The sequence below is a fragment of the Spirochaetales bacterium genome (genome assembly GCA_016930085.1).
Lineage (GTDB): Bacteria > Spirochaetota > Spirochaetia > SZUA-6 > JAFGRV01 > JAFGHO01.
This window is the reverse complement of the sequence record JAFGHO010000129.1, coordinates 1-16,493: the sequence shown is the minus strand read 5'-3', so window position 1 is coordinate 16,493 and position 16,493 is coordinate 1. Positions and strand designations below refer to the sequence as shown.

Here is a 16,493-nt window from a genome sequence, read left to right as displayed (position 1 = left end):
TATAGTTCAAATAATTTTCTCACCTGTTATCTTGTGTGGAATAAAGATATAGTTGCATATTTATATTAAAAAAACAATGCGGTGAGCTTTTTTTATACGTTAATTAATGTATGAATTATATTTCTGGTAAGGAGTATCGTATGATTAAAGCGGATACGCATGAGTTTCATTTTATCATTCCCGTATCAATGAAAAATAATCTTAAAAACCTGAGTTTCTATGGTTCGACAGGGTCAATGTCTGGTGTTGTCGCCAGGATTGTCTCGTTTATCGATCCTTTGATAACGAAGGAGCATCAGTGGGGCAGACAGCGGATGAGCAGGTATAAGCCCGTATCAAGCCTGCCTGATGAAAAAAGGGAACATATCCATGTCTATTTTCCCGAAGAGATATATCGAAAAATAAAACTGCTGCATTCGGATCTGAATTGTTACAGTATGGCTCAGTTTTTACGGGGGATACTGCGGTTGTTTTTGTGGTTTGTGGAAAGATATGGGGTTGATGTTTTTCAGAAATTCAAGAAGGTATTCAATCGCTTTAAAAGAGAAGATAAAGATTTACGACACGACCCGAGGATGAATCTACGACAATTGTTTAGAATCATCCGGCATATACCGGGTAAAAATCGCCTGGTTTCGATTTATACACACGATAATTCTCCTTTTTGGATACTCCGTTTGTAAATCGATCCACAACACCAGTATCATATACCCACGGAACTACTCGGCCTTTTAATGGTGATCATATGGAATGACGATGCCGTATATCCCTGAAAATAATAGCGCGTTTAATTATTGAAGTGGTAACATTTATATCTGCCGGTAGATTTTTTCTTAATATGCTGACGGATTATAAACAGACACTTAACCCGTATTTCCCGTCCATTTTTTCAGCTTTTTATAATAAAAGGTTCTCGTTTTTTCTGCGATTCGATAAATTCTATATAAGAAGGACCTTATGATGAGATCATGGGCGCCGTATCTGTTTACAAACTTCCCCCCGAATCCCGTTTTAAATCGATACAAGCCGTGAAGCGGGTGATCCGGCTCGTCCGCCGGCGGTATACCGAAAAAGTCGTAGGATGTACAGCCCGCTTGTTTTGAGATCTGCATCCCCCGCCACTGAAGCAGATGATTCGGCATATAGTTTCTGTATCTGTTCGATGATGCGCCATACATATACAGCGCGGTCGTTCCCTTGATTACAATGACTATTCCTGCAACCGCTTCTCCTTCGATTTCGGCAAGAAGAAGTTTTATAGCGGGCGCCCCCTTCCCGTAGTCGTCGGCCAGACGGAAAAGAGATTCATAATAGTGTTCCGAGTGGAGGGCGATCCGGTCGCGTATTCCCGTTTCGCGGTAAAGGGAATACCATTCGGGAAGCCGTTCGATTCCCGTCTCGACGATGTTAACACCCTTTTTTTCGGCAAGCCGTATATTGTAACGAGTCTTGTGCTTCATCCCGGCCAGCAACGCCTCCTCCGTCTGCCGTAGATCCACGATGATCGTATAAGGCGGCTGGATATCGGCGGATGCCTTTACCAGACGGTTTTTAATGAAAAGCGGCACCGGAAGATTTCCCTTTCCCTCCTTCGACCAGGGTAGATCGTAGCGGAGGAAACAGGTATTGGCCGGAAGCAAGGGGCTAACGGCCCCGGAAAGCGCGATAAGCATATCTTCCTTCCCCGATTCAGGTTCCGGAAGAAGGGGGCCCATTGGTATATAGCCGAGGTGAAACCCCAATCCGAGGTTTCTCGTGAGTACAAGAAGGGATGAGTTTATGCCGTTAAAGGAGAGTCGGAAAGGATACGGCTTCCAGCCGAATTGTTGCTTGAATACCGCCCAGAATCCGGTCTGAAATAATTCATCCTGCCCGTCAAGTGATCGTATAGCTGTCTGTTCAACTCGTATATTCATTGCCGTACCCGGAAAATTACGTCTTCCGTATGCAGGGCGGCATACCATGGTTAATCGCGCCCCTTATCCGGACGATGTTGTGGTTGGTATTCCCGACGCCCCGGTATCCGGAGTAAAAGCCCGTCATGTGACCGATCCGTTCTCTACCTTCATTGTTTTCAGGGGACCCGCCGGACTTCTCAGACGGGCGTCGTCGACATAGAGATAATGGTTTTTTACCTTGATCGGTATATCAAAAAACTGTTCGATCGTGATTTCCTCCGGATTCTCAGCAGTATCTTCAGGAAACCCTTCGAGTGTAATCCGGTCGCCGGGTGACGCTTCATCGACGAATATCACTTCAACGACACCCCCCGATTCGGCGGCCAGAAGCATGCCGTTACTCTCGACCCCGCGAAGCCTCGCCGGCTTAAGGTTCGCAGCAAGAACGATGTTTCTGCCCGCGAGTTCTTCCGCACTGTAATACGGGACAAGGCCGGATACGATCACCCGTTGTGAATCTCCCAGACTGATTGTCTCGATATACAGTTTATCTGCATCGGGATGACGGTTTACTTCGATTATTTTTGCCACACGCAGTAAAACCCTGGATATAAACTCGGTACACGTCGACGCTGCCATAATCAACCCTCCTTAATTTCCGGAAATAATGATAAAGGGCAGCCTTGAAATGATCTCCTTCTGCCCATTTTGGTTGTACCTGTAAAGCGATGAATTAGTCAAGGGATATCCGTTTTTCGAAATTTAAGCCGTCGGAAAAGGAATCGGATAACGGTGAGGTGTTTCCTGTGCGGGCGGTGCCGGAATGGTCATGTGAGGTCGAATGATTCATTTCAGTCCGAGTTCGTTTTCCATCTGTACCCGTATCGCATCGATGAACTCTTTTAATCGCTCATTCTCTTCTTTCAATCGCTTTATCTCATAAATCATCCACTCGACGTCCTCTTCGGCGTTTTCGATATCGAAATTATATTCCGACAGGGGGTTGTAGGTTATCCAGCAAAGCTGGTTTTTGTTTCGCTTTCTCCGTTTGAAGAGTTTTTCGAATTTCGTTATCCGGTCGTTTTGTTTTTCCGTGTCTTCCTGTTTTTCCATTATTCCCGCCCTGCCGTTTTTCTTGTCCGGGGGATTATCCGCTTTGTGCCGAAAAGCCGTATGTCCCGGAATACAATCCTGTCTTTTATATGGCTGTACTCCCCGAATCGGTATTGAATCAGAATCATGTCCGTCTCTTTCATTCTATAATACTATACTTCACGGTTTCATACAATCGTTTGTTCATTACCAGGCACCTTTTCATTTTTCCGTATGTTTATGCACACAATCCGAAGCCGGATCGATGTATGATTTTTACCGGCATTTTTTTCTGCGTCTTCATAAGTTTCGAATGAGTCCGCTTGCATCGTCGATAGACGCGCGGCATACTTGACTTAGTTACGGGTATTTCTTACTATGGTAAAAACAATAGAAGCAAGGAGGAAAAATGGCTATACGAAATGTGACGCCAGTCAAGCTTCCGTTCAAGGTAACCCCGGTCATCGTCGTGATTGCCGTTATCGTTATCCTGGCGCTTATCGCCGCATCCACGGGAATCTATCAGGTGGGCGCGGAAGAAACAGCGGTGATCCTCTTCCTCGGGAAAAAGAAGGACGGCACGGTCGGCCCGGGCCTTCATTTCAAACTTCCGTTTGGCATCGAGCAGAATTACAATGTGCTCACAAAGAGGATAATTACCCAGGAGTTCGGTTTCAGAACAAAAAAGGTGGGATTAGAAACTCAATACGCCGAGAATTATCCGGATGAATCAGAAATGCTTTCGAGTGACAAGAATATCGTCGATATCCAGTTCATCATACATTACCAGATCGACGATCCCGTTGCTTGGATCATCAATGTCCAGCACCTTGTCAAGGACGACTATGCCGAGGGGGGGGTCAGGGTGGAGAAAAATCTCCGCAATGAACGGGATCTCTGGTATGAAAAAACAATCCGCGATCTTTCTCAATCAGTCATCAATATGCAGATCGGTGACAGAAACATACGCCAGATCATCGGGAGTGAAACAGAAAGAAACAAGATACAGATAGAAACCCGCGATATGCTGAATACCGTATTCGTCGATTACGAGATGGGGGTAAAGGTAACGGAGGTTGCATTGCGTAACACGCTCCCGCCAAAAGGAAAGGTGAGAGATGCATTCGAGAATGTGAACAAAGCGGATCAGGATAAAGAAAGATACATCAATGAAGGGTATGAGGCGTACAACAAGGCGGTCGAGGAAGCGAAAGGAACGAAAAACAGGATGATCGAAGAGGCGACCGGTTATTCGATCCAGCGAAAGAATATCGCAAACGGTGACATTTCCAGGTTCAATGCGGTACTCGAGGAATACAGAAAAGCCCCGGATATTACACGCGAACGGCTTTACATCGAGATGTTTGAAAGCGTGTTCGGGGGTGAATCCGATACCGATCTCATCGACCGGAACCTGAAAAACTTTATTCCCTTTAAATCGATCGAAAACGCTAAACAGGGAGGTGAATGATGAAAAATATATTGATCTTTTTGGGAGTCATCATCATTATATGTCTTATCGGGGCGGCGTTTACTTTATATATTGTCGAAGAGGGCGAGCAAGCCGTTCTTCTTCGTTTCGGCAAAATCGTTGATATCCAGACAAATGCCGGACTCAAATATAAAATTCCTTTTGTCGACGATATCAGGATATATCCAAAAAAGCTTCTCTCATGGGACGGCGCTCCGCAGGAAATCACCACGGAGCAGACGGAAGCGCAGTTTATCGTGGTCAATACCACAGCGCGGTGGTATATCAGAGACCCCAGGAAGTTTTACGAATCCCTGGGCACGATCAATGAAGCCATGAAGAAACTCGACGACATTATCGACTCGTCCGTCCGTACCGTTATCAACGGGAATCTCCTGACGGAAGCGATCCGGAACACGCAAACACCACTCACCTTCTCCCCGTCGGACTTTCTCAACCTTCATTCGCTTATTATAAAGCTAAAGACGAAAAGCGACCCTGCTTCGGCGCACATCGCTTCCCTGCTTCCGGCCGATGTAGCACAGATGATCACAGGCTACAAGGGAGCCGAAGAGACGGTATCACAGCCATTTATTCAGGCACTTGTTTCCGCGTTCAATATACTCCTCAAAAGATCCGATCTCTATGACAAGGAATCTTTTGCCGATGTGCAGATAATAGAACACACCAGGTCGCTTTTCAACAAGGAAACACTTACCACGGATGAGCAGATGACGCTGAACAGGCTGCTGCTGGAAGCGGCGTTTTCCCACGAAATTGCGATAAGCCCGGTCAAGAAGGGGAGAAGCGTTCTTTCCGCGGAAATGCTCACTTCGGCGCGCGACAAGATGTTTGAACGGGATAAGACAACGGGAAAGATCCTTATCGATGAAAACGGCAAGCCATTGGACCAGTTTGGTATCGAACTGAAGGATATCGTGATCAGGCAGATTCATTATTCGGAACAGCTTCGGGAAAGCGTCTACAACAGGATGATTCAGGAGAGAAACCAGATTGCCGAAAAGACAAGGGCGGAAGGACAGGCGGAAAAGGAAAAGATACTCGGAGAACTCGACCGTGAAGTGAAACGGCTCAATTCCGAAGGGAAAATGGAAGCGGAGCGGATCAAGGGTGAGGCGGACGCGTACGTAACAAAGGTCTATGCAGATTCATACACAAAGAACCCGGAGTTCTTCAAGTTGTGGCGAACACTCGAATCCTACAAATCGATCCTTCCCAATTTCAAAAAGACATTTTCTACGGACGCGGACTATTTCAATTATCTCTACAAATCCCGTGGACGTTAATTCACGCATATATGACATCATAAGCCCGGAGGAAATGACTCTCCCCCGGGCTTTTTTTTGCGCGGCATGCTGTCCGCCGGCGGTTGCTGATAAAATGAGGAATCTGTATTCCGGGCCGTTGCATAACTTCTGAAATCAGTGTAGTCTTTATTTTCATCCTGAATGATTGTAAAACCTCGACGGGAGAATGCGATGAACCAGGACCAGGTCAAAGAAAAACTCCTCCTCCTCGATGAAGCCACGGAGGATTTCAGGGTTATTTTTTCCGGCAAAAAAAGCAGAAAGGTGGACGGGCTTTATCTCCCCGATACCCGGGAAATCATCATTCACAATAAAAACCATGAAACGGACGGTGAACTCATGTATACGGCGATTCATGAGTTCGCCCACCATATCCATTTTACCACATCATCCGTTCCGGTCTCGACAAAAGCGCACACGGTACGTTTTTGGAATATCCTTCATACCCTTCTTTTCAAGGCCGAGGAGAGCGGGATATACAGGAACATTTTTACCGCGAACCCCGAGTTTGTCGCACTCACGAAGACGATCAAGGAAGAGTTTCTCTATAAGAACGGACTTCTCATGAAGGAGTTCGGGGGGCTTCTTGCGCGTGCAAGGGAACTGTGTGATAAATATCATGCGAGCTTTACCGACTATATCGACCGGATTCTGAGTCTTCCAAGAACAAATGCACGTTCATGTATCAAAGTACATGCATACAATATCGATCCCCGTATCGGTTTTGAAAACATGAAAACAGTGGCGGGGATAGCGAGTGAAGAAATACGCGCCAAGGCGGAAAGGGCATTTCTCGACGGTCAGAGTCCGGATATGGTGAAGGTGCAGTGGAAAAGCAGGGAAGAACACGACGACCCCTTGATCAATCTAAAAAAAGAAAAGATGCAGATAGAAAAAAGAATCACACTTCTTTCACAAAGGCTGAAAGAGGTTGTCAAACGGATTAATGAGTGGGATAACGGATAGCGGCAACAATGCCCGTTGCCGGTACTGCTATTCCCCTGCAGGCAGTGCTCCGAATTCTTCGATTTTTTTACCGATCTTCTCTATCCCGTACCGGTAATCCTCTTTCATCCAGTGTTCGTATATCTTTCCGTCCTGTGTCTTGAGTCGGAGACATGCGAACACTTCCGCGTGGCCGGGTGATTCATTCAATGTCATCGATGCCCCGGCAATATCGTCAAAACCGATCTCTGATTTTATATCGAGTTTTCCCCGTTTATCTGCGGTGAGAAAAAGAAATCTTCGTGATGAAAGGCGGACAATTATGTCTTCTTTCCATCGCTTGCCGCTGTTTTCGGAAGCCCGTATTGTGGTGAGGACGACCTCGTCGTCATAAAGATACGATGGTGCTGGTTTGTACCTGTTTTCGGAAAAGAAATCATAGATAAGCTTCATCAAGGAATCCGTATCCGCGGGGTTTGCGGAAAGACCGTGGAAGAGCGCCCTGTGCCCGATCCGGTACACCCTGCTTTCTCCCTGTTCGGTTTCCACATAGATAACAAGTTCGTTCGGGAGTTCGGGATAGTAGTCGAATTCCTGAATCGAGCTTAAATGTATCTGCTCATTGATTTTCCATTCCCCCTTTTGGTGTTCAGGATGGGAAAACAACAATATATTCTCGTTGGTCAGTTTTATCACACCATTCTTTGTCCATATCGACTCGATAATTGTTTCATCCTTTTTCAGATAACCGGGCCGAGAATTTTTATTCCATTCGAGTATCTGCATAAAAAATGCCTTAAGCTCGTCGGAAAACAAAAATTTACTGCCGCTTACCGGAAGCTTATACACCGATGTATTGCCTTTTCTTTTTACGAGAAGGGATATATCATGCATGCAGGGGAAATAATCTATTTCCTCGATTTCATCGACCGGATATGCGGCAATTATTTCGGATTCTCCGATAAGCGGGAAACTGGTGATGAGTACCCTTTGTTTATCCGTCAATCCCAAAACGTATCGTATGATCGTACCCGTTAAAAGCGAGGCAGCAAGGTCCTCATCTTCACGCAAATGGGGTGTCAGTTTTTTTATGATATTCGTTTTAATCGTCAATGCCGCCATATCAACTCCTGTCCCGTTTTCATCGGATATTGCATCAATGTATTAATTTGTAAAAAGAAAATCAAGTCTTTATCGTTAATTATGCTAGGGGGTTTTTCTCAAACCCTACTATATCTTTTTGTGAAAAAAGAAAGCGGTATCAGGTGTTGTTGTCCATATTCCCGTACAACCGTGGATCGACTTCTTTGTAGGGAATTGAAATAATAAAAAGGGCGCCGTAAGAGGGATAACTTTTACATCGTATCGTGCCGCGAAGCGTCTGTGTCACGATATTGTAAACAAGATGAAGACCGAGTCCGGTTCCCCCCTGGGCCCTGCTTGTGGTGAAAAAAGGGTCGAATATTTTCTTTTGAACCGATCGGGGGATTCCCTTTCCATTATCGAAATACCTGAAAAAAAACATCTCCTTGAAAAGGGATGCCTTGACGATAATTTTTCCTTTATCTTTACCGAAAAAACCATGGATGAGTGAGTTAAGGATAAAATTGGTGAGTATCTGAGAAAATGCCCCTGGATAACTGTATATTTCTAGGTTTTTGTCGATTTGTAGACTTATGGTGTGTTCTGTTTTTTTCAATTTAGGTTTGAGGCTCAAAATGACCTCTTCACAATATTCCCTTACATTGAATCGTCTTTTTTCTTCACTCGATTGATCCACGGCGATTTTTTTGAAGCTGCGAATAAGATCGTAGGCACGTTTCATATTTGAAAGGATGAGGGAGGATGCTTCCGTCGATGTGGTGAAATAGTGTTCGAGATCGGACCTCTTGAGTTTCTGATTTTGATAGAGCGTCGAAAGCTCCTTTGTTATTTTATCCAGATGCGAAGCGGCCGTAACCCCGATACCAATCGGTGTATTGATTTCATGGGCAATTCCTGCGACAAGCCCCCCCAGGGCGGCCATTTTCTCTGACTGGACGAGCTTTGATTGGGCTGTTTTGAGTCTCTTGAGTGTATCCTGTAACTGAAAATTCGCCTTTTCAAGTTCTGACGTTCTTTCCTGCACTCGCTTTTCAAGTTCTTCATTAAGCAGCCTTACTTCCGCCTCCGCTTTTTTCCTTTCCTCGTAAAGTCGTGCCAAAAGTTCATTTGCCTTTGAGAGGGCTTCAGTTCGTGCGTTGACCTTTTTTTCATAGGTGAGATAGTTCCTTTGAACCACCTGGACGTACATGGCCGCCTTGAGTGCGACGAGAACGAATTCCCTTCTGGCAAGTTCCCATAAAGAGGTATCCTGCTGGGTAAACTCGAAAAGACAGAGTCCGAGTTGTGTCTGTCCGAAAAAGAGGTCCTCGACTGTAATCGTAAAACGGCGGGCGGAAGGAAGAAGGCCTTCGGGAGTCAGTTTCTTGGTGGGAAACAACCTCCCGTCCTTTTCTATTCTGATCCGTCCTTTTTCATTAAAGGCGAGAATGAGACGAGACAGAACCGGATACTCGCCGACCGCTTCTTCCTCATATATCGAAAGAAAACACGATTGAATACCGATGGTCGGAAGATACTGTGTGAGTGCGTTGGTGAGATTGTCCCTGTCCAGAAATGCGACGAGTTCCTCGATATTTTCCCGCAGAAAATTGATCTCCCGTTCTTCCACAATCTGAAAATAACGGATATCCCGCTCGAATTGTTCGGCAAATGAAAGACTCGCCTGTTCGAGGATGTGATGCAAAAAGGAACGCCTTCGTTCGTCATCGCCCGCTTCATCGATTACTCTTTCCCTTATGATCGAGAACATCTGTTTGATTGAATATCCTTTCCGTATAAAAGAGAGCGGATAGGAAAGCAGCCTGTCGACTTCATCAAGAAAGTCATCTTCTTCTTCTTTTTCAATCGACGTTGCGAGCGCCTGTATCATCTTCTTGATTTCTTTTTTTTCTTCCGGATCGGTGATTTTGAATGTTTTGTTGATGCGGGTGACAATGTCGGTCATCATGATACCGGCAGCGTTTTTGGAAGTCTTTTTTTTCGGGACGGGTTTACTGAAATATCTGGTTTCCCGGGTATCGGTACAACCGCATGAAGCCCTGCGGATGAAGCGTGTCGGAAGGCTGATGCGGTCGGGAGCTTTTTCGCCCTTCATGAGCGAGACGAGTAATTCCATGGCCTTATAGCCCTGTTGATAGATGGGCTGTTCGACGGTTGTGAGGGGAATGGAGAGAAACTCGCATATTTCTTCGTTATCGAATCCGACAACGGCAATGTCCCCTGGTACTTTATAATGGTGCTGCTGAAGGCATGAAATGGCGCCGCGCGCCATCTGATCGTTTGCGGCGAAAATGACGTCGCAGTCGAGTTTTTTTCCGTCAAGCAGTTTGTTCATTGCCTCGACGCCCGATTCGAAAATGAAACTCCCCTCAAATACCAACTCTTCATCCAGTTCCAGCCCTTCATCGGCAAGTATTTTCTCAAACACCTGAAAACGCTGTTCCGCATCGGTATTGCCTTTCGTTCCCTTGATAAAGGCGAACCGCCTGTATTTGTGGTCGTGGATGAGATGAAATAACATGTCCCGGATGCCGGTAGTATTATCCGTTTCAACACAGGGAATGCCCTTGATTTCCTCCGCAATGGTCACAATGGGAAACGGCGAAAACTGGTAACAGAATTTGCTCATTTCATCACGGGATGAAAAACGTTTGATCGTGGCGGCCGAGATAAGAAGACCGTTGATCAGGTCGCTGGTGATATAGTTATAAATGATGTTTTTGTTCATTTCCAACTGGGTTGCTGCGGTGAGATTCCCCCCGATGTAGATGATTTCATTCACATCGTAGTCGCGGGCGGCGTCCGTTGTCCCTTTGATCAAGGTCATATGATAGGCACTGACGGTCCAGTCAATCGCGAAACCGGCAGTAAGGCGTCTTGAATTTGTTGTACTCATCGATCCCTCTTTTAAGTATTCCGATTCATGTATGGAAAGTCAAGTGGTGCGTCAAAAAAGTGAATTCGTAAATTTTTTGTCATTTATTGTGCATTCGAACCTGCTTGTATATCTTCAGTTTTTCGAGTGAGAGTTTGATCGTATCCCGTGCGGCTTCGTTTTCTTCCATATGTGTTTCAAAGTAGGCGGTTATTTCCTTTTCGGAAGAGAGTCCGCTGATGGGGATGAGTGCGGCAAGAATACGTTCATAATGGATCGGGTGAAAGGATTGAAGGGTTTTATTATGTTCGATGAACCAGTCCCACATAAACGATGCCGTAACGGGATTCATTATCATGCCGTTTATCGGGATGTATTTGTTACGTGAAGGAACGTTGTCGAGAATAAAGCCGAGGATGTCCCTCGCAATACCTTCATCCGAAACGCAGCTTATTGCGGAAAGGATCTGCAGCCGTTCGTGTTCGCTTTCGGACGACATGAAGCGTTCTTTCATCCATGGTATCGATTTTTCCGGAGTCAAAAGGACCGCCGCTTTGATCACCGACCTGAAGATATCGGCATGAAGCGGAATTCCGCCTGTCAGTTGCTGAAATTTCTTGAGACAGAAATCCGATGCCGCCTCAGAACCGTAAAAAGCGGCATCATAGAGAAGGGTATCCCTGAGTATCGATGTGGTAAAGCGTTCGTTATCCTCAGGCTGAAAACCGATATGACCCAAAACGGATTCAAAAAGCGATCTCCCCGTTTCACGGATTCTTTCCCTGGATGATTCGGTCAGGATCAAATACGAGACCATAAGGTTCGATGAAATACTCATAAGCGGAAGATAAGCGGATTCTTCACGATAAAACCGGAGAAATTCAAGGTACTCCGTAAATGATTTTTCGCATGAAAGGACCATGGCGAAAAGATCATCCTCACATCCCCATCGGTCTTCCGGAATCAGCTCCTTCAGGGTGATAAGCGATCCGAGTTTGTCATAATGATCCCGATCACTGTAATAAACCCGGTAATATCCGGTTTGTTCGCTGTTGATTTTATAGGAGGTTGTTCCGTCGGGAAGCGCGATCTCCATTTCCGGGTCCTGCATGATTATTTTTATCTGATCGCTTTTCTGCGATCCGTCGAATATGGTAACGGTCAACGGAATGATCCATGTTTGTTCGCTTGATTTTTTTAGGTAGGTAAATCGCTTTTGCGTTAGAAGCAGTCTGTTTTCTTCACGTCGAACGGTGATCATCGGGAATCCGGGTTGTTCTATCCAGCTTTTCATGAGATCGATGACCGGTTCCTGTGAGTTTTTTTCCATCGCCTCCCAGAGATGACAGCTGTCTGTTGATCCGTACGCATGCGTTTGAAGGTAGGTTGTAAGACCGTCGCTGAACTCCCTTTCACCCAGATATTCCTTGATCTGTCTCAGGATACTCCCCCCTTTACTGTAAATGATCGGGGCGGTACTCGCGTTAATCACGATATGTTCTCCGCCCGGTATTTCTATGGGAAATGTCTCATGAAACGCGTCGCGGTGAATTGCCACAGATGTCTCTTCATGGATAAACTGCTGCCATATCTCCCATTCCGGATAATAATGGTCGAGAATGGTAAAACCAAAAAGGGTCGCAAAACTTTCATTTAACCAGAGGTATTTCCAGTCTTGCGGTGTGACAAGATTTCCGAACCATTGATGTACAATCTCATGTGCGATGACTTCACAGATTCGCTTTTCACCCGCCCTGGATGTGATATCCGGATAGTAGAGCAGGAGATTCTCCCGGAACGTGATGGCCCCCCAATTTTCCATGGCACCGAATGCGAAATCCGGGACGGCGATCAGGTCGATTTTTGCAAGCGGGTAGGGGACCCGAAAGTAGTCTTCGCAGAATTTGAGAGCCATGAATCCAAACCTGAGTCCGTATGAGGTATAGGTTTCCCTCCCCGGCACGGTAACGATCCGGATTCTTTTATATTGCTTGTTTTGAGTATATTTGAAATCCCCTACACCAAAAAAGAGGAGGTAGGTCGACATTTTCGGGGTCGTTTCAAAGACGACCCTTTTTTTGTTATCCGGAAGGTTTTTTATCTGACTGACCGGTGTATTTGCAATCGCTTCATAATGTCTGCCGACTGTAAGCTCCAGGTCGAAGGTCGCCTTATACCGCGGATGATCGAAACAGGGGAATGCGCGGCGGGCATCACTCTCTTCGAATTGCGTCACCCCGATATAGTGTGTTGCACCTTCCCAAAGGTATCCGCTTTTATAAAAACCCGCCATATTGTCGTTTATGATCCCCCGGTAATCGATTGAAAGGGTTAACCCGGATTCCGGGGAAAGATACGACTCGAGGCCGTCGGGAATGGTGACAATCAGTGCTTCCTCCTCTTCATTTACTGTAAATCGACATTCCGTCTGTTTGTCTCCAAGTCTCACCGTGCATCGATCGATGGAAAGCGCAAGAACATCGAGTGTTATTGTTTCGAGAATGGATTCAGGTTTCATGACAATATCGACAGTACCGGTAAAACGAAACTCCCCGAAATCCGGTGTTATTGAAATATGATAATGGATGGGGAACGGTTGGTTCATAATGACTCCTGTTGACGATTGTTACCATCAGTATAAGAAAAAGCTTCCTTTAATGTCAAGCTTTCACCCCTCAATACTCGCTTGACATGGAAGCTTTCCGTGATTATGGTTGCATCATCGTTTAACATGGAAAAAACAGGTATGAATTATCAATTTTTCGCGCCATGCCCGCTTTGTATGGAAGATCTACTTCAGGATGAACTTCACAGTCTGGGCATCCGGTCCACGAGAATCACGCAGGCCGGCGTGTCTTTCCGGGCTTCGCTCGGGCAGGCGTATCGTGTATGTCTGTGGTCGAGAACCGCAAGCAGGGTGTATCTTTCTCTTGCGACCTTCAATGTCGAAAACAGGGATGACCTCTACAGGGAAGCGCTTCGCATCAGGTGGAGCGATCATATGAACGAACGAAACAGTTTTCGTATCGATTCCTCTACAAGCGGTATCAGGACGCTGAACAATAACTTCGCTGCACTTGTTCTCAAAGATGCGATATGTGATTACTTTAGAAAACAAAGCGGTAGAAGGCCTGCGGTTCAATGTGAGAAGCCGGACATTGCGATTAACCTGCATATTTCGGGAAACTCGGCGACAATCAGCCTTGATTTTGCGGGTGAAAGCCTGCACAAACGTCGGTACAGAAACATAGGATTAAAAGCCCCGCTCAAGGAGAATGTGGCCGCGGCCATGCTGCTAAGGGCCGGATGGCCGGAAATCGCGGGAAAGGGAGGAAGTTTCATCGATCCGATGTGCGGTTCGGGAACGATTCTGATTGAAGCGGCAATGATGGCCGGCGGGACGGCGCCGGGTTTGTTCCGTGATTATTACGGATGTATCGGTCTGCAATCCCATGACGCGGAAATGTGGAATCAATCCATGGAAGAAGCGAAGAAACGGTATGAAACGGGAAAACCGAAGATTCCCCTTATCAGGGGTTACGATTGTGATCAGCGTGCCGTTGACGCGGCCCGCGAGCATTGTGCAAAAGCAGGATTCAGCGATATTATCGTCATAGAAAAAAGAAATCTTTCCGGACTTTTCGATATCGATTTCAGCGATTTTACACCGGGGCTTATTGCCGTCAATCCGCCCTATGGCCACCGTCTGGATAAACACGGCGATCTCCTTTCTCTTTATGAAAATCTCGGCAGGCTGTTTTCGAAATCTTTTCCCGGATGGAAAGCGTCGGTATTGACCGGACATCAGCATCTGGCTAAAAGCATCGGGCTTCGTGCGTCAAAGATAAATACCATCTATAACGGGACGATCAAGTGTACGCTTGCTTTGTTCGAAATGAACGAGCGGAACAGGTTCGTCCCACTCGCGGAAAAGAAATCGGATAAATAAAAAGAGCGGCACCGTCACAGTGCCGCTCTTGAGGATTACCGATATATCGTATCAGTATACTTCGACAATTGCTTCGACCATGCTGGGTAATGGACCGATATCGGAGCCGGATTCATCACTCAATTGGACTGTCTCGACAATAATGGGCGATGTACCGAGGAAATTCGGCATCCAGGTGATTGTAAGGAGATGGAGGTCGCCGGGGCCTTTGCCGGATGCATCGAATCCGCTTATTGTCATAATGTTCGGATCGACCGATTCGACGCTTGTCACAAATCCGTCAACGCCGGCTGAAACACCGTTGTTGCCGACTTCCGCATGGGGGATAATGATCTCCGAGTCGAAGATGATATTCATTTGATAATTGGTGAGTATCTGTGTTCCAGTGCCGACATAGATATCGGTAGTAAAAGGTTCATATGTCCACATTACCGACTGGGATGCCGGTTCGATCCGTATTTGTCCGGCCGGTGTGATCTGCTGTTCCACAACAGTCACGCTTCCGTTGATTCCCTCGAGAATACCGACTTCATCCGTCAGTTCGTCTGTCATCGCGTTGACGGTTATTTCCATAACCGACGATCCGAGACCGATCGCGTTCCAGTGCGTGTCCAGCACGTAGAGATCCGTTCCCGGACCTTTGCCGGATGTGTCGAATCCCGAGATCCTGACCAGTCCCGCCAGGTTTGCATTCACAGCGGCGACAAACCCGTCAGGTCCGGCTGATACGCCGCTTGTTCCGACTTCGGTGTTCAGGGCAAGGACATCGGTGTTGTATCCGACGTAAATGCCGTACGACGCGAGTTTCTGCGCGCCCGAGTTTACGTGGAGCTGAATGGTGAACTCGGAATCGATACTCACCGTCTGATCTTCCGGTATCGTCCATACCTGGCCGGCGCCGTACATAAAGATCGTCACGTTTACCAGCCCGGTTGACGTTATTCCCTGTCCGTCATTGACGGCGTAATAGAAGGAATCCGTTCCGGAATAATTCGCTTCAGGCACGTAATTGATTTGACCGTTGCGTAATGCGGCCGTACCGTGCGACGGGGTCGTCACTCCTTCGAGGCTCAATGTACCGCCGTCGATATCGTAATCGTTCGCAAGAACATCGATCAGTATCATCGTGTTTTCGTACATTCTGACATTATCGTCGCCTGCTACAGGCCGGTCGTTGACGGAGACAACGGTAATATGAATCTCTCCCGTCTCGGTTCTTCCCTGTCCGTCGTCGAGGCCGTAGTATATGATGTCCGTTCCATAGAAATCCTGATTCGGCGTGTATTCGATCATGTTCTCGTTCATAACGGCGCTTCCGTTTTCAGGTGCTGAGAATCCTGCGATGCTGAGCGTGCCGCCGTCCGGATCGGAGTCGTTCGCAAGTACATCGATCGTTATTGGCGTGTCTTCATACGTTTCCACTTCATCCGTCACCGCAATGGGCGGGTCGTTGATCGATTCGATTGTCACTGTGACCGTTGCAGAATCGGTACCGCCGTTTCCGTCACTGATTGTATAGGTAAAGGTATCCGATCCGTAATAATCGGCCGCCGGTATATAGAGAATGGTTCCTTCACTTATCTCAGCGGACCCGTGTGCCGGAGTTCCGACACTCGCTATCGTCAGCGTATCGCCATCGGGATCCGAATCGTTTGCGAGAACATCAATCGTTACTTCATAATCTTCACCCGTTGTCGCTTCATCATCGGCTGCATTCGGATTGTCGTTTCCGGAAGAAATCGAAACCGTTACGGTGGCCGAATCGGAGCCTCCGTTGCCGTCGGAGACGGTGTAGGAGAATGAGTCGGAGCCGTTGTAGTTGGCGGCCGGT

Annotated in this window: 12 protein-coding genes; 5 read left to right on the top strand and 7 right to left on the bottom strand. The window is 46.8% G+C overall.

The window, feature by feature from the left end:
• Window positions 1-140 precede the first annotated feature (140 nt).
• The gene (locus JW881_21510; protein MBN1700103.1) at window positions 141-683 is read left to right on the top strand and encodes a hypothetical protein; all 543 of its coding nucleotides are present in this window, start codon (window positions 141-143) and stop codon (window positions 681-683) included.
• 180 nt (window positions 684-863) lie between these two features.
• Here JW881_21510 and JW881_21505 read toward each other — a convergent pair whose 3' ends face one another.
• From JW881_21505 to JW881_21495, 3 genes are all read right to left on the bottom strand, one after another.
• The gene (locus JW881_21505; protein ID MBN1700102.1) at window positions 864-1,916 is read right to left on the bottom strand and encodes a peptidoglycan bridge formation glycyltransferase FemA/FemB family protein; all 1,053 of its coding nucleotides are present in this window, start codon (window positions 1,914-1,916) and stop codon (window positions 864-866) included.
• 123 nt (window positions 1,917-2,039) lie between these two features.
• The gene (locus JW881_21500) at window positions 2,040-2,537 is read right to left on the bottom strand and encodes a hypothetical protein (GenBank protein ID MBN1700101.1); all 498 of its coding nucleotides are present in this window, start codon (window positions 2,535-2,537) and stop codon (window positions 2,040-2,042) included.
• A gap of 207 nt (window positions 2,538-2,744) precedes the next feature.
• Window positions 2,745-3,011, bottom strand: coding sequence for a hypothetical protein (locus tag JW881_21495; GenBank protein ID MBN1700100.1), 267 nt, complete (start codon window positions 3,009-3,011; stop codon window positions 2,745-2,747).
• 388 nt (window positions 3,012-3,399) lie between these two features.
• Here JW881_21495 and hflK point away from each other — a divergent pair, with 388 nt between their 5' ends.
• From hflK to JW881_21480, 3 genes are all read left to right on the top strand, one after another.
• Entirely contained in the window at window positions 3,400-4,461 is a 1,062-nt protein-coding gene (gene hflK / locus JW881_21490; protein MBN1700099.1) for an FtsH protease activity modulator HflK, read from the top strand.
• Entirely contained in the window at window positions 4,458-5,768 is a 1,311-nt protein-coding gene (gene hflC / locus JW881_21485; GenBank protein ID MBN1700098.1) for a protease modulator HflC, read from the top strand. Before hflK ends, hflC begins: the two co-directional genes overlap by 4 nt.
• A gap of 192 nt (window positions 5,769-5,960) precedes the next feature.
• Window positions 5,961-6,755: a hypothetical protein gene (locus JW881_21480; protein ID MBN1700097.1), complete on the top strand. Its 795-nt coding sequence runs from the start codon at window positions 5,961-5,963 to the stop codon at window positions 6,753-6,755.
• Between the two features lie 27 nt (window positions 6,756-6,782).
• Here JW881_21480 and JW881_21475 read toward each other — a convergent pair whose 3' ends face one another.
• The 3 genes from JW881_21475 to JW881_21465 all read right to left on the bottom strand — a co-directional run bounded on the left by JW881_21475 (window position 6,783) and on the right by JW881_21465 (window position 13,318).
• Complete coding sequence (locus JW881_21475; protein MBN1700096.1) at window positions 6,783-7,856, bottom strand: hypothetical protein; 1,074 nt, start codon at window positions 7,854-7,856, stop codon at window positions 6,783-6,785.
• A 139-nt stretch (window positions 7,857-7,995) separates the two neighbouring features.
• Window positions 7,996-10,734, bottom strand: coding sequence for a substrate-binding domain-containing protein (locus JW881_21470; GenBank protein ID MBN1700095.1), 2,739 nt, complete (start codon window positions 10,732-10,734; stop codon window positions 7,996-7,998).
• A gap of 79 nt (window positions 10,735-10,813) precedes the next feature.
• Entirely contained in the window at window positions 10,814-13,318 is a 2,505-nt protein-coding gene (locus JW881_21465; GenBank protein ID MBN1700094.1) for a M1 family metallopeptidase, read from the bottom strand.
• A gap of 141 nt (window positions 13,319-13,459) precedes the next feature.
• On the opposite strand from JW881_21465, the gene JW881_21460 reads away from it, so the two are divergent.
• Window positions 13,460-14,662 carry a hypothetical protein gene (locus JW881_21460; protein MBN1700093.1) on the top strand — a complete coding sequence of 401 codons (1,203 nt, stop codon included), beginning with the start codon at window positions 13,460-13,462 and terminating at the stop codon, window positions 14,660-14,662.
• Window positions 14,663-14,713: 51 nt separating this feature from the next.
• On the opposite strand, the gene JW881_21455 is transcribed toward JW881_21460, so the two are convergent.
• Window positions 14,714-16,493, bottom strand: a 1,780-nt coding sequence (locus JW881_21455; GenBank protein MBN1700092.1) for a tandem-95 repeat protein, incomplete at its 5' end; no start/stop codon positions are given.